Annotated in this window: 12 protein-coding genes, 1 tRNA gene and 1 rRNA gene; 12 read left to right on the forward strand and 2 right to left on the reverse strand. The window is 70.4% G+C overall.

Annotation, left to right across the window (positions count from 1 at the left end; genetic code table 11):
* From rrf to ACZ42A_RS37800, 3 genes are all read left to right on the forward strand, one after another.
* Positions 1-88 (forward strand): 5S ribosomal RNA (rrf, locus tag ACZ42A_RS37790); the annotation flags it as partial.
* A gap of 114 nt (positions 89-202) precedes the next feature.
* Positions 203-865 (forward strand): DegT/DnrJ/EryC1/StrS family aminotransferase, encoded by a 663-nt coding sequence (locus tag ACZ42A_RS37795; RefSeq protein ID WP_468531957.1) that lies wholly within the window; start codon positions 203-205, stop codon positions 863-865.
* A 75-nt stretch (positions 866-940) separates the two neighbouring features.
* Positions 941-1,013, forward strand: a tRNA-Thr gene (locus tag ACZ42A_RS37800).
* Between the two features lie 65 nt (positions 1,014-1,078).
* Here ACZ42A_RS37800 and ACZ42A_RS37805 read toward each other — a convergent pair.
* The gene (locus ACZ42A_RS37805; RefSeq protein WP_468531903.1) at positions 1,079-3,835 is read right to left on the reverse strand and encodes a SpoIIE family protein phosphatase; all 2,757 of its coding nucleotides are present in this window, start codon (positions 3,833-3,835) and stop codon (positions 1,079-1,081) included.
* A 385-nt stretch (positions 3,836-4,220) separates the two neighbouring features.
* Here ACZ42A_RS37805 and ACZ42A_RS37810 point away from each other — a divergent pair, with 385 nt between their 5' ends.
* From ACZ42A_RS37810 to ACZ42A_RS37850, 9 genes are all read left to right on the forward strand, one after another.
* Positions 4,221-9,692 carry a HAMP domain-containing protein gene (locus ACZ42A_RS37810; protein ID WP_468531904.1) on the forward strand — a complete coding sequence of 1,824 codons (5,472 nt, stop codon included), beginning with the start codon at positions 4,221-4,223 and terminating at the stop codon, positions 9,690-9,692.
* 285 nt (positions 9,693-9,977) lie between these two features.
* Positions 9,978-10,658, forward strand: coding sequence for a response regulator (locus tag ACZ42A_RS37815; protein WP_468531905.1), 681 nt, complete (start codon positions 9,978-9,980; stop codon positions 10,656-10,658).
* A 135-nt stretch (positions 10,659-10,793) separates the two neighbouring features.
* On the forward strand, positions 10,794-13,514 hold the full coding sequence (locus ACZ42A_RS37820; protein ID WP_468531906.1) for a DNA translocase FtsK: 2,721 nt from the start codon (positions 10,794-10,796) through the stop codon (positions 13,512-13,514).
* 260 nt (positions 13,515-13,774) lie between these two features.
* Positions 13,775-14,623, forward strand: coding sequence for a helix-turn-helix domain-containing protein (locus ACZ42A_RS37825; protein ID WP_468531907.1), 849 nt, complete (start codon positions 13,775-13,777; stop codon positions 14,621-14,623).
* Between the two features lie 106 nt (positions 14,624-14,729).
* Positions 14,730-16,202, forward strand: a complete 1,473-nt coding sequence (gene rimO / locus ACZ42A_RS37830; RefSeq protein WP_468531908.1) for a 30S ribosomal protein S12 methylthiotransferase RimO — start codon at positions 14,730-14,732, stop codon at positions 16,200-16,202.
* On the forward strand, positions 16,199-17,068 hold the full coding sequence (gene pgsA, locus ACZ42A_RS37835) for a CDP-diacylglycerol--glycerol-3-phosphate 3-phosphatidyltransferase (protein ID WP_468531909.1): 870 nt from the start codon (positions 16,199-16,201) through the stop codon (positions 17,066-17,068). The genes rimO and pgsA overlap by 4 nt, the downstream gene beginning before the upstream one ends.
* Positions 17,065-17,610 (forward strand): CinA family protein, encoded by a 546-nt coding sequence (locus ACZ42A_RS37840; RefSeq protein WP_468531910.1) that lies wholly within the window; start codon positions 17,065-17,067, stop codon positions 17,608-17,610. The genes pgsA and ACZ42A_RS37840 overlap by 4 nt, the downstream gene beginning before the upstream one ends.
* 109 nt (positions 17,611-17,719) lie before the next feature.
* A complete protein-coding gene (locus ACZ42A_RS37845; RefSeq protein WP_167997591.1) occupies positions 17,720-18,100 on the forward strand; it encodes a helix-turn-helix domain-containing protein in 381 nt (126 codons plus the stop codon).
* 195 nt (positions 18,101-18,295) lie between these two features.
* The gene (locus ACZ42A_RS37850; RefSeq protein ID WP_468531911.1) at positions 18,296-18,766 is read left to right on the forward strand and encodes a Dps family protein; all 471 of its coding nucleotides are present in this window, start codon (positions 18,296-18,298) and stop codon (positions 18,764-18,766) included.
* Between the two features lie 444 nt (positions 18,767-19,210).
* On the opposite strand, the gene ACZ42A_RS37855 is transcribed toward ACZ42A_RS37850, so the two are convergent.
* Entirely contained in the window at positions 19,211-19,975 is a 765-nt protein-coding gene (locus ACZ42A_RS37855; RefSeq protein WP_468531912.1) for an SDR family NAD(P)-dependent oxidoreductase, read from the reverse strand.
* Positions 19,976-20,006: the final 31 nt, after the last annotated feature.

The following is a 20,006-nucleotide window of genomic DNA, read 5'->3' on the forward strand; positions in this document are numbered from 1 at the left end:
CGGTTACATTCCGAACCCGGAAGCTAAGCCTCACAGCGCCGATGGTACTGCAGGGGGGACCCTGTGGGAGAGTAGGACGCCGCCGAACAATTCTTCAAAGGGTTGGATCCTGAACTTCGGTTCCGGGTCCAACCCTTTTTTGTTGTGCGTCACTTGACGTTCACATTGCGCACAGACCATCCGAAGTATGGGTACTGCTGCAATGCTCAGGGCCGCCGGCGTCGGAGTCGGTGACGAGGTCGTCGTGCCGGCCTTCGGGAACGTCGAAGTCGCCGAAGCGGTGACCCTGGCCGGTGCGCTCCCGGTGTTCGCCGACATAGATCCGGCGACGTACTGTCTCGATCCGACCGCGGTCGAGGCCGCCGTAACTGCCCGGACCGCGGCGGTCGTTGTCGTCCATCGCTTCGGGCGGCCGGCCGATGTCGTGCGGATGCGCGCGCTCGGGCAGCGGCACGGACTGCTGGTGCTGGAGCAGGGGGAGTCCGAGGCGCCGTATGACGAGATCGCTCAGCGGCGGCAGCGGGCCGGCTATCTCGACGCGCGGTTGAAGGGTGTGCGGACGCCTGAGGGTGGGGTCGGGCACACCTATCAGCAGTATGTCGTGCGGGTGCCGGGGAACGGGCGGCCGGACCGGGATGCCTTCGCACGGGCCGTACGGGCCAAGGGAGTTGACTGCCGCGTGCCGGTGAAGACGCCCGTGCACCGGCTGCCCGCGTTCCGGCAGTACGTGTCGCTGCCGGAGACCGAGCGGGCCGCCGACGAGACGCTGGCGCTGCCGGTCGACGCCTCGCTGACGAAGCGGGAGATGCAGCGGATCGTGTCCGCCTGCAATGCGCTCGGGGGACTGCTGCAGCCCGCCTTCTGATCGGTTTTGGAGCACGGGTCTGTTCGGGGTATGATCTATTCCGTTGCCGCGAGGGAAACCTCGGAAAAGCGACAGGCCCCTATAGCTCAGTCGGCAGAGCGTCTCCATGGTAAGGAGAAGGTCAACGGTTCGATTCCGTTTGGGGGCTCAAGAGAAAAGGCCTCCGCCCTTGTGGGCGGGGGCCTTTCCGCTTGTGTAGGGCGGGCCCGGCGGTCAGCCGTTGTGCAGGCCCGGGACGCGCATCGCCAGAATGGCCATGTCGTCGGAGGGGGCGTCCGAGGCGAAGCGTTCCACGGCGCGCATGATGCGGGCCGCCACCGCGCCCGCCGTGAGGCCGGTGCAGGTGGTGAGGACGTCGGCGAGGCCGTCGTCGCCCAGCATGCGGCTGCCCTCGCGGCGTTCGGTGACGCCGTCCGTGACACAGAGCAGGACGTCGCCGGGATCGAGGGTGACCGTCTGCTCGTAGAGCTCGAGGTCCTCCAGGACGCCGAGCAGCGGCTGGGGTTCCGCTGCCGCCTCGACCGTGCCGTCCTGGCGCAGACGCAGGGGGAGCGGATGGCCGGCGCAGACCACCTTCAGTTCCGCGCTGCCGTCCTCCTGGGGGCGCATCTCGCCGTACAGGAGGGTCAGGAAGCGGCTGCGGGCGCCCTCGTCGAGGATGGCCGAGTTCAGGCGCTGGAGGACGGCGGGGCCGCTGAGGCCTTCGCGGGCGAGCAGCCTGAGCGCGTGCCGGGCGAGGCCGGTGACGGCCGCCGCGTTCGGGCCCGTACCGCAGACGTCGCCGATGGCGAAGCCGTAGGCGCCGTCGCGGATGGGGAACAGGTCGTAGAAGTCGCCGCCGACCTCGTTGCCCTCGCCGGCCGCGCGGTAGATGACCTCGACCTCGACGCCGTCGATCGTGGGGAGTTCCGGCGGGAGCAGGCTGCGCTGGAGGGACTGGCTGATGGCCGTGCGCTCGGAGTAGAGGCGGGCGTTGTCCAGGGCCAGGGCGGCGCGGCGGGACAGGTCCTCGGCGAGTTCCAGGATCTCCTGGCGGAAGTGTTCGTCGGTCGGCTTGCCGAGGGTCAGCATGCCGATGACACGGTTGCGGGCGACGAGGGGCAGGACGACGGTCTCGCCGCCGACCGCGGAGGCGGTGGCGAGGGTGGGGCCGATGCCCGAGCTGACCGTCGCCGGTTCGCCGAGGCCCAGGCTGCGCATGGAACTGCGCAGGGCCGCCTGGTGGGCGGCTTCCGCGGGGGCGGACCAGACGCGGGCGCCGGGGGTGGGGACCGGGTCCGGCGGGGAGATCTTGGAGAGCAACGACTTGATGCCGTCGATGAGTTCCTCGTCCTCGTGCAGGACGTACGACAGATACGGTTCCGAGGCCTGGTCGGCGATCGTGTAGACGGCGCACCAGGTGGCCAGGGTGGGAACCGTCATCTGGGCCATCAGGGCCAGCGTCTGGTCGCGGTCGAGGGTGCCGGCGAGGAGGTCGGAGGCCTCGACGAGGAAGCTGAGCGAGCCTCGGCGCAGGCGTTCGAGTTCGCCGAGGCGGGCGGATTCGACGGCCAGGGCGATGCGGTCGGCCGCGAACTGGAGGCGGAGGGCTTCCTCGTTGCTGTACCGGCCGGGGGCCTCCGCGGCGACGCCGAGGGAGCCGGTGAGGCGGCCCTCGACCTTGAGCGGGACCGTGACGACCGAGCGCATGCCCGTGCCGTTCAGCAGCGGGACGGCGCCGGGGACGGCCGCGAGGTCGTCGTGGACGGCCGGCATCCGGGCCGAGCCGTAGCGGCCGGGGCCCGCCTCGACGGGGACGCGGGCGAAGCGCTGGCGGGCGGAGGGCAGGCCGGTGGAGGCGCGGACCTCCAGTTCCGTCTCGTCGTCGGTGGCGAGCAGGAGGAAGGCGGAGTCGCCGTCGAGCATGTCGCGGGCGCGTTCCACCGTGCGCTGGAGGAGGCCGTCGAGGTCGTCGGGGGCCGGGGAGCCGATGAAGACCTCGAAGGGGTCGGTGCTCTGGCCCTCGGCGGCGGGGGGTGCGTCGGGGGCGACGTGGCGCAGCGGCGTCTGGAGGACGGCGCGTTCGTGGTCCCGTACGAGAAGGCACACGGTCGAGGGTTCGCCGGCGGTGTCGCGGACGCGGAGGTGGGAGGCGTACACGGGGACGACCCGGCCCGAGGCGTCGCGGATGCCGTAGCTGCCCTCCCAGCGGGAGAGCTGGAGGGCCTCGGCGATGCCGGTGCTGGTGCCCGGGGTGTGCGGCCAGGCGGCGAGGTCGGTGAGGGGTTTGCCGGTGACCAGGTCGGCCTGGTAGCCGAACAGCTCCTCGGCGTCGTCGTTCCACGCGGTGATGGCGCCGGTGCGGTCGATCTGGATGACGGCGACGCGGACGCGGCCGTCGGTGAGCGGCAGCAGGTCGGCGGGGAGGGAGGGACCGGCGGTCCGGGTGCCGACCGGGCGTTCGGGCAGGGCCAGTTGGAACCAGACGTTCTTGTGCGTGGGGGTGTACTCGACGCCCCAGCGGGCCGCGAGGGCCGCGCACAGCTGGAGACCGCGTCCGCCCTCGCGGTCGGGGCTGCTCATGGAGACGGCCGCGCTCTGGAGCGGGACCTCGCGTTCCGGATAGCGGTCGGAGACCTCGATGCGGACGCCGTCCTCGGTGCGCAGGCACAGCACGTCCGCGGAGGTGCCCGCGTGAACGACGGCGTTGGTGACCAGCTCGCTGGTGAGGACCACCGCGTCGTCCACGATGTCGGCGTAGCCCCAGCCCTGGAGGGTGTCGCGGACGAAGGAGCGGGCGGACGCGACCGAACGCCCCACGGGCTCGAAGCTGGCGGCCGCGCGCGCGGTGATCACGGAACTCCTCGACCTGCTTTCCTCGTGCCGGGCCCCGTCGCCGTCCGAGTCGGGCTCGTGCCGGTTCTGGGGCGGCAGGCCGCCGTTCGGCCGGGGGTCCGGGGGCTGTCCCCCGGGGATCAGTCCGGTGGTCATGTGTGCGGCCGCCCCTCCGATGCCCGCTCGTTCTCGTGCCACCGCCCAGGCCGGACGGACCGGCATGGCTGGACAGCCGGATGCAAGGTTACTTACCTTCGCCGTCCATGCGGGTGCCGGTCTGCAGTGTTTCCGTCCGGAGGGTGTGCGGACGGTGTGCGAAGCTGCCGAACTGTTATGGCCTGGTTCGGCCGGGGTGAAACACTGGGCAGGCTTCCGGTGGAGGTTCGGGCAGGCTGAGTGGGTTCCGTGTACGCGGGCAGCAGCCCCTGGTACGGCCCGGTGCGGTCTGGCAGGACTACGCACGAGTAACCGGTACGCCGAGCAGTGACAGCAGCAGTACCCGAGCACAGCAGTAACGGTCGACCCCTGCGGGAGGGACACAGTGGAGTCTGGCGCAGCGACGCGGGGCACGAAGACGCGCGCGAAAGGCGGACCGTCCCTGGGCAAGCGGCGTACGGCGCCGAGCGGGAGCACCACCGAGGTGGACACGGCTGCCCTGAACCGGCTGCTGGCGGCCCTGGTGGCCATGCGCGACGGGAACTTCCGCAAGCGGCTCACGGTGTCCGGGGACGGCGTGATGGCCGAGATCGCGGCGGTCTTCAACGAGGTGGCCGACCGCAATCTGCATCTCACGGGTGAGCTGTCGCGGGTGCGGCGGGTGGTCGGGCGTGAGGGAAAGCTCACGGAGCGGCTGGAGACCGGGGCGTGCGAGGGCTCGTGGGCGGCCGCGATCGACGCCTCGAACGCCCTGGTCGACGATCTCGTATGGCCGGTGTCGGAAGTCGGCCGGGTGCTGTCGGCGGTGGCCGACGGTGATCTGTCGCCGCGGATGGATCTGCGGACGCAGGCGCCCGACGGGACGGGGCATCCGCTGCGTGGGGAGTTCCTGAAGGTCGGGCGGACCGTGAACAACCTGGTCGACCAGCTGTCGACGTTCACCGACGAGGTCACGCGCGTGGCCATCGAGGTGGGCACCGAGGGCAAGCTGGGCGGGCAGGCGCGGGTGCGCGGGATGTCGGGTTCGTGGAAGGGCCTGACGGAGTCCGTCAACACCATGGCGCACCGGCTGACGGCCCAGGTGCGGGATATCGCGCTGGTGACGACGGCGGTGGCGAAGGGCGATCTGTCCCGGAAGGTCACGGTCGACGTGGCCGGCGAGATGCTGGAGCTGAAGGAAACCGTCAACACGATGGTCGACCAGCTCTCGGCGTTCTCCTCCGAGGTGACGCGGGTCGCGCGCGAGGTGGGCACGGAGGGCGAGCTGGGCGGTCAGGCCCAGGTGCCCGGGGTGGCCGGGGTGTGGAAGGAACTCACCGATTCGGTGAACACCATGGCCGGGAATCTCACCGCCCAGGTGCGGGGCATCGCGGAGGTGACGACCGCGGTCGCCAACGGTGACCTGTCCCGGAAGGTGACCGTGCAGGCGCGCGGCGAGGTGGCGCAGCTCGCCGAGACGATCAACCAGATGACCGAGACGCTGCGGATCTTCGCGGACGAGGTCACGCGGGTGGCCAACGAGGTCGGCGCGGAGGGCCGGCTCGGCGGGCAGGCGAACGTGCCGGGCGCGGCGGGGACGTGGAAGGACCTGACGGACTCCGTCAACACCGTGTTCCGGAACCTGACCACACAGGTGCGGGACATCGCGGCCGTGACGACGGCGGTGGCCAACGGTGATCTGTCGCAGAAGGTCACGGTGGACGTGGCCGGCGAGATGCTGGAGCTGAAGAACACCGTCAACGGCATGGTGGACCAGCTGTCCGCCTTCGGTTCCGAGGTCACGCGGGTCGCGCGGGAGATCGGTGACGAGGGTGAGCTGGGCGGTCAGGCGCAGGTGCCGGGCGCGGCCGGGACGTGGAAGGACCTGACGGACTCCGTCAACACGGCGTTCCGGAATCTCACCGGACAGGTGAGGAACATCGCGCAGGTCACGACGGCGGTGGCCAACGGTGATCTGTCGCAGAAGGTCACGGTCGACGTCTCCGGCGAGATGCTCCAGCTGAAGAACACCGTGAACACGATGGTGGATCAGCTGTCGTCCTTCGCCGACCAGGTCACGCGGATGGCCCGGGAGGTCGGTACGGAGGGCCGGCTCGGTGGCCAGGCGCAGGTGCCGGGCGTGTCGGGTACGTGGAAGGAGCTGACCGACTCCGTCAACGGCATGGCCGGGAATCTGACCGCACAGGTGCGGCAGATCGCACAGGTGACGACGGCCGTGGCGCGCGGTGATCTGTCGCAGAAGATCACGGTCGACGCGCGCGGCGAGATCCTCGAGCTGAAGAACACCATCAACACGATGGTCGACCAGCTCTCCGCCTTCGCCGACCAGGTGACCCGGGTGGCACGCGAGGTGGGTACGGAGGGCCGGCTGGGCGGTCAGGCGCAGGTGCCCGGCGTCGCCGGTGTGTGGCGGGATCTGACCGACTCCGTGAATGGCATGGCCGGCAACCTGACGGCGCAGGTGCGGCAGATCGCGCAGGTCGCCACCGCGGTGGCGCGCGGTGATCTGTCGCAGAAGATCACCGTGGACGCGCGCGGCGAGATCCTGGAGCTGAAGAACACCCTGAACACGATGGTGGACCAGCTGTCGTCGTTCGCCGAGGAGGTCACCCGCGTCGCCCGTGAGGTGGGCACCGAGGGCAAGCTGGGCGGTCAGGCGGAGGTGCAGGGCGTCGCCGGCACCTGGAAGGACCTGACCCAGTCGGTGAACTTCATGGCGAACAACCTCACCGTGCAGGTGCGCTCCATCGCCGACGTCACCACCGCTGTCGCGAAGGGCGACCTGTCGAAGAAGATCACCGTCGACGCCAAGGGCGAGATCCTGGAGCTGGTGACCACCGTCAACACGATGGTGGACCAGCTGTCGTCGTTCGCCGAGCAGGTGACCCGGGTGGCACGCGAGGTGGGCACCGAGGGCATCCTGGGCGGCCAGGCGCATGTGCCGGGCGTCACGGGCATCTGGGAGGACCTCAGCGACAACGTCAACCTGATGGCCAAGAACCTGACCATGCAGGTGCGGAACATCTCCCAGGTCGCCGCGGCGGTGGCCAACGGTGACCTCACGCGGACGGTGACGATCGAGGCGCGCGGTGAGGTGGCGCAGCTCGCCGACACCTTCAACACCATGGTGAAGACGCTGAGTTCGTTCGCCGAGCAGGTCACCAAGGTGGCCCGTGAGGTGGGTACGGACGGCATCCTCGGCGGGCAGGCGCACGTACCGGGCGTGGCGGGTACGTGGAAGGACCTCACCGAGTCGGTGAACCAGATGGCGTCCAACCTGACCGGTCAGGTGCGCAACATCGCCATGGTGACCACCGCCATCGCCAAGGGCGACCTCACCAAGAAGATCGACATCGACGCGCGCGGCGAGATCCTGGAGCTGAAGACGACCATCAACACGATGGTCGACCAGCTGTCGTCCTTCGCCGAGGAGGTCACCCGCGTGGCCCGCGAGGTGGGTACCGAGGGCCAGCTGGGCGGACAGGCGCGGGTGCGGGACGTGGACGGCACCTGGCGGGACCTGACCGAGTCCGTGAACGAGATGGCCGGGAACCTGACCCGGCAGGTGCGGGCCATCGCGCGCGTGGCGACCGCGGTGACCCGCGGCGACCTGAACCTGAAGATCGACGTGGACGCCTCGGGCGAGATCCAGGAGCTTCAGGACTACATCAACAAGATGATCGCCAACCTGCGCGACACCACGATCGCCAACAAGGAGCAGGACTGGCTCAAGGGCAACCTGGCCCGGATCTCCGCGCTGATGCAGGGCCGCCGTGACCTCGACGACGTGGCCTCGCTGATCATGAGCGAGCTGACGCCGGTGGTGTCCGCGCAGCACGGGGCGTTCTTCCTGGCGATGCCGCTCGCCGACGACAAGGACCTGGGCGGCGACAACGACGACCAGTACGAGCTGCGGATGCTCGGTTCGTACGGCTACTCGATGGGCTCCATGCCGACGTCGTTCCGGCCGGGCGAGGCGCTGGTCGGCACCGCCGCCAAGGAGAAGCGGACGATCCTGGTCGAGAACGCGCCGAGCGGCTATCTGAAGATCTCCTCCGGGCTCGGTGAGGCGCCGCCCGCGCAGGTGATCGTGCTGCCGGTGCTGTTCGAGGGCACGGTGCTGGGCGTCATCGAGCTGGCGTCGTTCACGCCGTTCACACAGATCCAGAAGGACTTCCTCAACCAGATCGCCGAGATGATCGCGACCAGCGTCAACACCATCTCCGTCAACACCAAGACGGAGGTGCTGCTGAAGCAGTCGCAGGAGCTGACCGAGCAACTGCGCGAGCGATCCGCCGAGTTGGAGAACCGGCAGAAGGCCCTCCAGGCGTCCAACGCCGAACTGGAGGAGAAGGCCGAGCTGCTGGCCCAGCAGAACCGGGACATCGAGGTCAAGAACACCGAGATCGAGGAGGCCCGGCAGGTCCTGGAGGAGCGCGCCGAGCAGCTCGCCGTCTCGATGCGCTACAAGAGCGAGTTCCTGGCCAACATGTCGCACGAGCTGCGTACGCCGCTCAACTCGCTGCTGATTCTGGCCAAGTTGCTCGCCGACAACGCGGACGGCAACCTCACGCCGAAGCAGGTCGAGTTCGCCGAGACCATCCACGGGGCGGGGTCCGACCTGCTCCAGCTGATCAACGACATCCTGGACCTGTCGAAGGTCGAGGCGGGCAAGATGGACGTCTCGCCGACGCGGATCGCGCTCGTCCAGCTCGTCGACTACGTGGAGGCCACGTTCCGGCCGCTGACCGCGGAGAAGGGCCTGGATCTGTCCGTGCGGGTCTCGCCGGAGCTGCCGGCCACCCTGCACACCGACGAGCAGCGGCTGCTCCAGGTGCTGCGGAACCTGCTGTCGAACGCGGTGAAGTTCACCGACTCCGGCTCGGTGGAGCTGGTGATCCGGCCCGCGCGGGACGACGTTCCGCAGGCGATCCGCGAGCAGCTGCTGGAGGCGGGTTCGCTGACCGACCCGGACGCGGACCTGATCGCGTTCTCGGTGACCGACACCGGGATCGGGATCGCGGCCAGCAAGATGCGGGTGATCTTCGAGGCGTTCAAACAGGCGGACGGCACCACCAGCCGCAAGTACGGCGGTACGGGCCTCGGGCTGTCGATCTCGCGGGAGATCGCGCAGCTGCTCGGCGGGGAGATCCACGCGCAGAGCGAGCCGGGGCGCGGCTCGACGTTCACGCTGTACCTGCCGCTGCACCCGGGCGAACTGCCGCCGCACGGCTATCCGCAGGCGGTGCCCTCGGTGTCCGGCGGCGAGCCGCTCGCCCTGGAACCGGCGCCGTCCGACGTGACGATCGAGACGCCGGCCGAGGTGAGGTCGTACCACGAGACGCAGAACGGCGCGGCCGCGCTCTTCCGGCGCCGGCGCCGGCGCCGGGCGTCCGTCGCCGAGCAGCGGACGGCGTCGCCGGAGCACTGGCCGGTCGCCGAGCAGGAGGGGGCGCCGCAGACGCATCACGGGGTCCGGTTCGGCGGCGAGAAGGTGCTGATCGTCGACGACGACATCCGCAATGTGTTCGCGCTGACCAGCGTCCTGGAGCAGCACGGCCTGTCGGTGCTGTACGCCGAGAACGGCCGGGAGGGCATCGAGGTCCTGGAGCAGCACGACGACGTGGCGGTCGTCCTGATGGACATCATGATGCCCGAGATGGACGGATACGCCACGACTACGGCGATCCGCCGGATGCCGCAGTTCGCCGGGCTGCCGATCATCGCGCTCACCGCGAAGGCGATGAAGGGCGACCGGGAGAAGGCGATCGAGTCGGGTGCGTCCGACTATGTCACCAAGCCGGTCGATCCTGATCATCTGCTGTCGGTGATGGAGCAGTGGATGCGCGGGGAGTGACGGTCGCGCAGGTCGTGCGCCGGGCGTGTGTGCGGACGTGGCGGGACGTGTGAGAGTTCACGCGGAGTTGCTGACTCAGGGTGGCGGAGGGCGTGGGGAAGTACGCGATTCTGGGAACCTTCTGGTCTCCCGCCACGTTTCTGCTACGTGCACAGTGACATCGCGGTGACAGGGTGTGGCGACAGGCGGGGTGCGGCTACGATGACCGGCACGAGGACGGGCGGCGTAACGGAGTCGTCCCCTGGGGCGGCGCCCGGTGCACTGCCGGGGCGAGGAGGGCGGGCCATGGTGCAGAAGGCCAAGATCCTCCTGGTCGATGACCGGCCGGAGAATCTGCTGGCGCTGGAGGCGATCCTCTCTGCGCTCGATCAGACGCTGGTGCGGGCATCGTCCGGGGAGGAAGCGCTCAAAGCACTGCTCACGGACGATTTCGCGGTCATTCTGCTGGATGTCCAGATGCCGGGCATGGACGGGTTCGAGACAGCCGCGCACATCAAGCGGCGGGAGCGGACCCGGGACATCCCGATCATCTTCCTCACCGCGATCAACCACGGTCCGCACCACACCTTCCGCGGCTATGCGGCGGGCGCGGTGGACTACATCTCCAAGCCGTTCGACCCGTGGGTGCTGCGCGCGAAGGTCTCCGTCTTCGTCGAGCTGTACATGAAGAACTGCCAGCTGAGGGAGCAGGCGGCGCTGCTGCGGCTCCAGTTGGAGGGCGGCGGCAAGGGCGCGGTCGGCGGCGGCAAGGAGGCGGCCGGACTGCTCGCGGAGCTGTCCGCGCGGCTCGCGGCGGTCGAGGAGCAGGCCGAGGCGCTGTCCAAGCAGCTGGACGACGAGTCGGCGGACGCGGCCGCGGTCGCCACGGCGGCGCATCTGGAGCGCAAGCTGACCGGGCTGCGGCGGGCGTTGGACGCGCTGGAGCCGGGGGCCGGCGGGACATCGTCGGTGCCCCCGCAGAACTGACCTTCGGGCGGGGCCTGTTACTCGGCACGCCGCCGGTGAGCGCGCGTCAGTTTCCGTCCCGCGCAAGGGCGACACGAACGGGTGAAGCAGGAGGCACACGTGTCCCGTGTCGGCTCCCCCGGTAATCTCACACCCATGGCCTCACGTCCCTCCGCAGCCAAGAAGCAGCCCGCGAAGAAGACGGCCGCTCCCGCGAAGGCTCCGGCGAAGAAGGCCGCTGCGAAGAAAGCCCCCGCGAAGAAGGCACCGGCGAAGAAGGCGCCCGCCAAGAAGGCCGCGGCGAAGAAGGCCGCGCCGCCGAAGCCGGCGCCCAGCCCGACCGGGGGTGTCTACCGGCTCGTCCGCGCGGTCTGGCTCGGCCTCGCGCACGCCGTCGGCGCGGTCTTCCGCGGCATAGGGCAGGGCGCGAGGAACCTCGACCCGGCGCACCGCAAGGACGGCGTCGCCCTGCTCCTGCTCGCCCTCGCGCTGATCGTCGCCGCGGGCACCTGGTCGAACCTGCGCGGACCCGTCGGCGATCTCGTCGAGATCATCGTGACGGGCGCCTTCGGGCGGCTGGACCTGCTGGTGCCGATCCTGCTGGCGGTCATCGCCGTACGGTTCATCCGGCACCCCGAGAAGCCCGAGGCCAACGGCCGGATCGTGATCGGTCTGTCCGCGCTCGTCATCGGCGTGCTCGGCCAGGTCCACATCGCCTGCGGCTCGCCCGCGCGCGGCGACGGCATGCAGGCCATACGGGACTCCGGCGGCCTCATCGGCTGGGGCGCGGCGACCCCGCTGACGTACACCATGACCGAGGTGCTGGCCGTACCGCTGCTGGTCCTGCTCACCCTCTTCGGGCTGCTGGTGGTCACCGCGACGCCGGTCAACGCGATCCCGCAGCGGCTGCGGCTGCTCGGCGTGAAGCTGGGCCTGGTCCGCGACCCCGAGCCGGAGGAGTTCGGCGAGGACGACGAGCGCTACGAGGACCAGTGGCGTGACGCGCTGCCCGCGCGCCCGCGCCGACGGGGGCCCGCCCCCGAGACGTACGACCCCGACGGCGCCGAGCAGGAGGCCCTCTCGCGGCGTCGCGGCCGTCCCCGGCGCTCCGCGGTGCCGCAGCCCGAGATGGACCGGCAGATGGACGCTGTCGACGTCGCCGCGGCCGCCGCTGCCGCGCTCGACGGTGCCGTGCTGCACGGGATGCCGCCGTCGCCGGTCGTCGCCGACCTCACCCAGGGTGTGCGCGTCGAGGACCGCGAGCCGACCACCCCGACGCCGGTGCCGGCCGCGCGCCCCCAGCAGGAGCAGCTGAAGGCCGAGGTCCCCGACCTCACCAAGACGCCGCCGCACGAGCCCCGGGACCTGCCCGCGCGCGCGGAGCAGCTCCAGCTGTCCGGAGACATCACCTACGCCCTGCCGTCGCTGGACCTGCTCACGCGCGGGGGCCCGGGCAAGGCGCGCAGCGCCGCCAACGACGCGATCGTCGACGCGCTGACCAACGTCTTCACCGAGTTCAAGGTCGACGCGCGGGTCACCGGCTTCACGCGCGGGCCGACGGTCACGCGCTACGAGGTCGAGCTGGGGCCCGCCGTGAAGGTGGAGCGGATCACCGCGCTGACCAAGAACATCGCGTACGCCGTCGCCAGCCCGGACGTACGGATCATCAGCCCGATCCCCGGCAAGTCGGCGGTCGGCATCGAGATCCCGAACACCGACCGGGAGATGGTCAACCTCGGTGACGTGCTGCGGCTCGCGGAGTCCGCCGAGGACGACGACCCGATGCTGGTCGCGTTCGGCAAGGACGTCGAGGGCGGCTACGTCATGCACTCGCTGGCGAAGATGCCGCACATGCTGGTCGCCGGCGCCACCGGCTCCGGCAAGTCGTCCTGCATCAACTGCCTGATCACCTCGGTCATGATGCGGGCGACCCCCGAGGACGTCCGGATGATCCTGGTCGACCCCAAGCGTGTCGAGCTGACCGCCTACGAGGGCATCCCGCACCTGATCACGCCGATCATCACCAACCCGAAGCGGGCCGCCGAGGCGCTCCAGTGGGTCGTACGCGAGATGGACCTCAGGTACGACGACCTGGCGGCGTACGGCTACCGGCACATCGACGACTTCAACCGCGCGGTGCGCGAGGGGAAGGTCAGGCCGCCGGAGGGCAGCGAGCGCGAGCTCCAGCCGTATCCGTATCTGCTGGTGATCGTGGACGAGCTGGCGGACCTGATGATGGTGGCGCCGCGGGACGTCGAGGACGCGATCGTGCGCATCACGCAGCTCGCGCGCGCGGCGGGCATCCACCTGGTGCTCGCCACGCAGCGGCCGTCGGTCGACGTCGTCACCGGGCTGATCAAGGCGAACGTGCCGTCGCGGCTCGCCTTCGCCACCTCCTCGCTGGCGGACTCGCGGGTCATCCTCGACCAGCCGGGCGCCGAGAAGCTGATCGGCAAGGGCGACGGGCTGTTCCTGCCGATGGGCGCGAACAAGCCGACGCGTATGCAGGGCGCGTTCGTCACCGAGGCCGAGGTCGCGGCCGTCGTCCAGCACTGCAAGGACCAGATGGCGCCCGTCTTCCGGGACGACGTCGTCGTCGGGACCAAGCAGAAGAAGGAGATCGACGAGGACATCGGCGACGACCTCGACCTGCTGTGCCAGGCGGCCGAGCTGGTCGTCTCCACGCAGTTCGGGTCGACATCCATGCTCCAGCGCAAGCTGCGGGTCGGCTTCGCCAAGGCCGGGCGGCTGATGGATCTGATGGAGTCCCGGAACATCGTCGGACCGAGCGAGGGCTCCAAGGCACGGGACGTGTTGGTGAAGCCGGACGAACTGGATGGCGTGCTGGCGATGATTCGCGGGGAGTCTGAAACGTAGGGAGGCGGGCGCGTGAAGGTCCCACGGGTGGGAGCGCGATACTCCGGTTGCATGATCGTGACTCACCCGTAAGGGATGGTGAGCAACCGTTTCCCTTCGGCGTACGTCAAGTTGAGGAAAGCGAAAACCGTGTACCCCACCGTCGGGATGACCGGCCATTCCGATGGCGTACAAAGTCCTACCGCCCGGTTGCCTCACCCTTTCGCACCCCCCCTAGACTGAACCTCCAGCAGGTGGCTACACGCTCGAAAGGCGCCCCCGTGTCCATCGGCAACTCCCCTGAAAACGAGCGTCCGTTCGAAGACGTATCCGACGTTTCCGAGGAAGCCCGCCCCTCCATCGGCCGCGCACTGCAGCAGGCGCGCATCGCGGCCGGGCTGACCGTCGACGACGTCAGTGCCGCCACCCGCGTCCGGATCGCCATCGTGCACGCGATCGAATCGGACAACTTCGAGCCCTGCGGCGGAGACGTCTACGCCCGCGGCCACATCAGGACCCTGGCCAAGGCCGTCCACCTGGACCCGGCTCCGCTGCTCGCGCAGTACGGCGCCGAGCACGGCGGCGGGCCGGCGCCCACCCCGGCCGCGCCGCTGTTCGAGGCGGAACGCATCCGCCCGGAGCGGCGGGGGCCGAACTGGACCGCGGCCATGGTCGCCGCGATCGTCGCCGTGATCGGCTTCGTCGGGTTCACCGTGTTCCAGGGCGACTCCTCCGACAGCGGCTCCGAGGCGAAGGTGGCCGAGGGCGCCACCCCCACGAAGAACTCGTCGTCACCGAGCGCCGGCAGCGGCAAGACGGGCGACCCGAAGCCCGACGCGACCGAGAGCGCGATCGCGGCCGCGCCGCAGGACAAGGTCACGGTGCAGGTCAGCGCGGTCGACGGGCGCAGCTGGATCTCGGCCAAGGACCACAACGGCCGGCTGCTCTTCGACGGGCTGCTCAAGCAGGGCGACTCCAAGACCTTCCAGGACAGCTCCAAGATCAACCTGGTCCTCGGCGACGCCGGGGCGATCCAGCTGTATGTGAACGGCAAGAAGATCGAGGACGACTTCCAGCCGGGCGCCGTGGAGCGGCTGACGTACACGAAGGGTGATCCGCAGGTCGGATGAGGGGCCTCACTTAAGGGACCTCACCAGGGGAAGCCGTACGGGGTTGGTCAAGATCGGCCAACCCCGTCGACGTGGGGTGTCGGCGGGACGAAGTAGTCTTGAGCCCATGCCTGAACGCCGTACCGTCGCACTGGTCACCCTTGGCTGCGCCCGTAACGAGGTGGACTCGGAGGAGCTCGCAGGCCGTTTGGAGGCGGACGGCTGGCAGCTCGTCGAGGACGCCGCGGACGCCGATGTCGCCGTGGTCAACACCTGCGGCTTCGTCGACGCCGCCAAGAAGGACTCCGTCGACGCCCTGCTGGAGGCGAACGACCTCAAGAACCACGGCAAGACCCAGGCCGTGGTCGCGGTCGGCTGCATGGCCGAGCGGTACGGCAAGGAGCTGGCCGAGGCGCTGCCGGAGGCCGATGGCGTGCTCGGCTTCGACGACTACGCCGACATCTCCGACCGGCTCCAGACCATCCTGAGCGGCGGTGTCCACGCCGCCCACACCCCGCGCGACCGGCGCAAGCTGCTGCCGATCAGCCCGGCCGAGCGCCAGGAGTCCGCGGCCGAGGTCGCCCTTCCGGGGCACGCGCCCGCCGATCTCCCGGAGGGCCTGGCGCCCGCCTCCGGCCCGCGCGCGCCGCTGCGCCGGCGGCTGGACGGCTCCCCGGTGGCCTCGGTGAAGCTCGCCTCCGGCTGCGACCGGCGCTGCACCTTCTGCGCCATCCCGTCCTTCCGCGGCTCCTTCATCTCGCGCCGCCCGAGCGATGTGCTGAACGAGACGCGGTGGCTGGCCGAGCAGGGCGTCAAGGAGATCATGCTGGTCTCCGAGAACAACACCTCGTACGGCAAGGACCTGGGCGACATCCGCCTGCTGGAGTCCCTGCTGCCCGAGCTGGCCGAGGTGGACGGCATCGAGCGGGTCCGCGTGAGCTACCTGCAGCCGGCCGAGATGCGCCCCGGTCTCATCGACGTGCTGACCTCCACCCCCAAGGTCGCCCCCTACTTCGACCTCTCCTTCCAGCACTCCGCCCCCGCCGTGCTCCGCGCGATGCGCCGCTTCGGCGACACCGACCGCTTCCTGGAACTGCTGGACACCATCCGGAGCAAGGCCCCCGAGGCGGGTGTGCGCTCCAACTTCATCGTCGGCTTCCCCGGCGAGACCGAGGACGACCTGGCCGAGCTGGAGCGCTTCCTGAACGGCGCGCGGCTGGATGCCATCGGCGTCTTCGGTTACTCCGACGAGGAGGGCACGGAAGCCGCGACGTACGACAACAAGCTCGACGAGGACGAGGTCGCCGAGCGGCTGGCCCGGGTCTCCCGGCTGGCCGAGGAGCTGGTCTCGCAGCGCGCCGAGGAGCGCGTCGGCTCGACCGTGCGCGTCCTGGTCGAGTCGGTGGACGACGAGGAGGGCGTCTACGGCCGTGCGGCCCACCAGGCGCCGGAGACGGACGGCCAGGTGCTGCTCACGAGCGGCGCGGGCCTGAGCGTCGGTCGTATGGTCGAGGCGAAGGTGGTCGGTACGGAGGGTGTCGACCTGGTGGCCGAACCGCTGCCGGGCCATCCCGGAGGCAGTGAGGAGGCGGGCAGATGACCGGAGTGCCGGCGGCCGCGGGCGGCTCCGCCCGGGCGAACGGCGCGGCTGCGGCTTCCGCCCAGGGCAAGGGGGCGGCCGGTGCCGCCGCCCAGGGCAAGGGTGCCGCCCGGGCCCGGGGTGCCGGTGTCGCCGCCTCGGTGCCGGGTGCTTCCGGGGGTGCCTCTGGGGGTGCGTCCGGGGACGCTGCCGGGGGTGCGTCAGGGGCGGCATCAGGGGCCGGCCCTGGGGGTGCGCGGCCCGCGCGGGGCGGCAAGATCGCGGCTGCGGCGGTGAACCAGGCCAGCGTCTGGAACATCGCCAACCTGCTCACCATGCTCCGGCTGGTCCTGGTCCCGGCCTTCGTCGCGCTGATGCTGGCCGACGGCGGATACGACCCGGCGTGGCGCTCGCTCGCCTGGGCGGCCTTCGCCATCGCCATGATCACCGACCTCTTCGACGGCCATCTGGCGCGCGCCTACAACCTCGTCACCGACTTCGGGAAGATCGCCGACCCCATCGCCGACAAGGCGATCATGGGGGCGGCGCTGATCTGTCTCTCGGCGCTGGGCGACCTGCCGTGGTGGGTGACCGCGGTCATCCTCGGGCGGGAACTCGGCGTCACCCTGCTGCGTTTTCTGGTCATTCGCTACGGGGTCATCCCGGCGAGCCGGGGCGGCAAGCTCAAGACCCTCACCCAGGGTGTCGCCGTGGGCATGTACGTGCTGGCGCTGACGGGCTGGCTGGCCACGCTGCGGTTCTGGGTGATGGCGGCGGCGGTCGTTTTGACCGTGGTGACCGGTCTCGACTATGTGAGACAGGCCATTGTGCTGCGCAGGCAGGGAATCGCCGAGCGCAAGGCCGCGTTGGAGGAGACGGAAGGGTGAGTTCCACGGCCGCCGACGTGGTGCGGCTACTCACGGTGAGGGGCGAGACCGTCGCCGTCGCCGAGTCGCTGACCGGTGGACTGGTCGCCGCGGAGCTCACGGCGGTTCCGGGAGCGTCCAAGGCGTTCCGGGGTTCGGTGACGGCGTACGCCACCGAGCTGAAGCATCGGCTGCTGGGCGTCGACGCCACCCTGCTGGCGCAGCGCGGAGCGGTGAATCCGCAGGTCGCAGCCCAGATGGCGGCCGGAGTTCGGAAGGCGCTGGGCGCCGACTGGGGCATCGCCACCACCGGTGTGGCCGGCCCCGATCCCCAGGACGGAGAGCCCGTGGGGACGGTCTTCGTGGCGCTCGACGGGCCGGTCGGCCCCGGTTCCGGTTCCGCCGGTGGCGGAAAAGTGGAGGCGCTGCGGTTGAACGGCGGCCGCGAGGAAATTCGTATGGAGAGTGTACGGAGCGTACTCGCACTGCTCCTGAAGGAGCTTGCGGGCGAACAGACCGGGAATGAGCGGGCACAGGATACGGAACAGAACGGGGGGTTTTGATGTTTGCAGCCCTGAGTGAACACGACATCGCTCCCCGCACGGCCGCGGCGCGAGGCGGTACGGTGGGGCGTGAAGGATGCGGCTACGCGGTCCGAGGAGGGAGCCACCGATGATTCTGCTCCGTCGCCTGCTGGGTGACGTGCTGCGTCGGCAGCGCCAGCGCCAGGGCCGTACTCTGCGCGAAGTCTCCTCGTCCGCCCGAGTCTCGCTCGGCTATCTCTCCGAGGTGGAGCGGGGGCAGAAGGAGGCTTCCTCCGAACTGCTCGCCGCCATCTGCGACGCGCTGGACGTACGGATGTCCGAGCTGATGCGGGAAGTGAGCGACGAGCTCGCCCTCGCCGAGCTGGCCCAGTCCGCTGCGGCCACCCCCAGTGAGCCTGTGCCCACGCCGGTTCGTCCGATGCTGGGCTCCGTTTCGGTGACCGGTGTGCCACCGGAACGGGTGACCATCAAGGCGCCCGCCGAAGCGGTGGACGTGGTCGCCGCCTGAGTGTGGCGCGGCGCTGAACGAGCGTGACGTGTGAGCCCCGGCCGGGGCTTCTCCGGGAGATCCCGGGGGAGCGGTCGGGGTTTTCGCGTATCCCGGTGGTTGTCGTCCGTTGTGCGAGGTTTGCTCCGTTTGCCGGGGTTCTGGGATCCAGTCATCGTGGAGGGGCCACGATCGGGTGAGCCAACGGAGGTGCGGATGAACGTCGTGAAGAGCCCGCTGTCCGACTCGGGCCTGAAGACCGTCGCCGACGCCTTGCAGGGCGCCCTCGTCGATCTGGTGGATCTGGCACTGGTGGCGAAGCAGGTGCACTGGAACGTCGTGGGGCCGCGCTTCCGGTCGGTGCATCTCCAACTGGACGAGGTGGTGGACACCGCGCGGACGCACTCCGACACCGTGGCCGAACGGGCCTCCGCGCTGGGCGTCTCCCCGGACGGGCGGGCCGCGACGGTGGCCTCCGGCAGCGGGATCGGCGAGGTGCCCGGCGGATGGGTCAAGGATGAGGACGCGGTACGGGTGCTCGTGGCAGCCCTGGGCGCGGTGATCACTCGGATGCGGGAGCGGGTGACGGTGACCGCGGATCCCGACCCGGTCTCGCAGGACATCTTCATCCAGATCACCGCGGACCTCGAGAAGCATCACTGGATGTTCCAGGCCGAGAACGTGTGACGCGCGGTGACGCGAGTGGTGCGCCTGTGTGCCGGCGGTGCGCCCTCCCTGCGCTGAGAGTGGCCGTCTAGCGTCGGCCCGGTCGGGTGAGACGGCGTTCTGGCGTCGGGCTGGAGGTGGCGGCCATGGCGGGGCGGATAGTGCGCTGGGGGGCCGTACTGGGGCTCGGGGCGGTGTGGTGGTGGGCCGCGCTGCGGGTCGCGGTCGCGCCGGACGCGGGGGCGCTGGAAGGGACCGTCGTGGCCGGAGGGTGGGGGCTGAGTCTGCTTCCGGTGCACACCGTGGCCAAGGCGCGGGCTGTGGGGGCGCTGGGGGCCGGGCGGTGGCGGGCGGCCTGGCGGGCGGTGGATGCGGGCACGGGTGCGGACGCGGGCGCGGGTGTGGGTGCGGACGCGGGCATGGGTGCGCACGCGGGCGCGGGCGCGGCGGATGCGGGCCTGGGTGCTACCAAGGCATCGCCACACCTCCGTTCGGACGAAGAATCTGACCCGTCGTGAAGGATGACGCGTCGGAGGCCAGATACAGGACCGTGTGGGCGACGTCCTCCGGTGTGCCGACCCTGCCCAGTGGCGACATCCGGGCCATGGCCGCCTCCGTCCGGGCCTGCGCCCCGGCTTCGTGACGGGTGGTCATGGGGGTGCGGATCCAGCCCGGCGCGATCGCGTTCACCCGGATTCCGTACCGGCCCACCTCGGTCGCCAGCGTCTTCGTCAGCTGGACGACGGCCGCTTTGGCGACGCCGTAGCAGAGCAGGCCGGGGGCGCCGGTGTCGACGGCTCCGGAGGCCATGGTGATGATGCTGCCGCCGGTGTCGCGCGCCAGCATCAGCCGGGCCGCCTCCTGGCAGGCGTGGAGCACTCCCTTGAAGTTGACGTCCAGGACGCGGTCGAGGTCCGCGTCGAGGGTGTCCAGGACCGGGCTGCTGTGCATGATGCCGGCGATCGCGGCCAGTACGTCCAGACGTTCGCAGGTCGCCATCGCCTGGTGGAGCGCGCCGCGGTCGGTCACGTCGAGGGGGTGCTGGTGGGCGGTGCCGCCCCGCTCCTTGATGAGGGCCGCCGTCCCGTGCAGGCCCTGGGCGTCGAGGTCCGCGCAGTGCACGGTGGCGCCGGCGTCGGCGAGCAGGACGGCCGAGGCCCGGCCGATGCCGCCGGCGGCGCCGGTGACGAAGGCGGTGCGTCCGGTGAGGTCGTACGCGGGGACGGGCATGAGGGGACCGTACGAGCGGATCTGACGGTCC

Source organism: Streptomyces sp. NPDC030838 (assembly GCF_055572035.1).

Coding starts and splice junctions, on each gene's coding strand:
- ACZ42A_RS37795 (WP_468531957.1), top strand. CDS start 203: ATGCTCAGGGCCGCCGGCGTCGGAGTCGGTGACGAGGTCGTCGTGCCG.
- ACZ42A_RS37805 (WP_468531903.1), bottom strand. CDS start 3,835: ATGACCACCGGACTGATCCCCGGGGGACAGCCCCCGGACCCCCGGCCG.
- ACZ42A_RS37815 (WP_468531905.1), top strand. CDS start 9,978: ATGGTGCAGAAGGCCAAGATCCTCCTGGTCGATGACCGGCCGGAGAAT.
- ACZ42A_RS37820 (WP_468531906.1), top strand. CDS start 10,794: ATGGCCTCACGTCCCTCCGCAGCCAAGAAGCAGCCCGCGAAGAAGACG.
- rimO (WP_468531908.1), top strand. CDS start 14,730: ATGCCTGAACGCCGTACCGTCGCACTGGTCACCCTTGGCTGCGCCCGT.
- pgsA (WP_468531909.1), top strand. CDS start 16,199: ATGACCGGAGTGCCGGCGGCCGCGGGCGGCTCCGCCCGGGCGAACGGC.
- ACZ42A_RS37845 (WP_167997591.1), top strand. CDS start 17,720: ATGATTCTGCTCCGTCGCCTGCTGGGTGACGTGCTGCGTCGGCAGCGC.
- ACZ42A_RS37850 (WP_468531911.1), top strand. CDS start 18,296: ATGAACGTCGTGAAGAGCCCGCTGTCCGACTCGGGCCTGAAGACCGTC.
- ACZ42A_RS37855 (WP_468531912.1), bottom strand. CDS start 19,975: ATGCCCGTCCCCGCGTACGACCTCACCGGACGCACCGCCTTCGTCACC.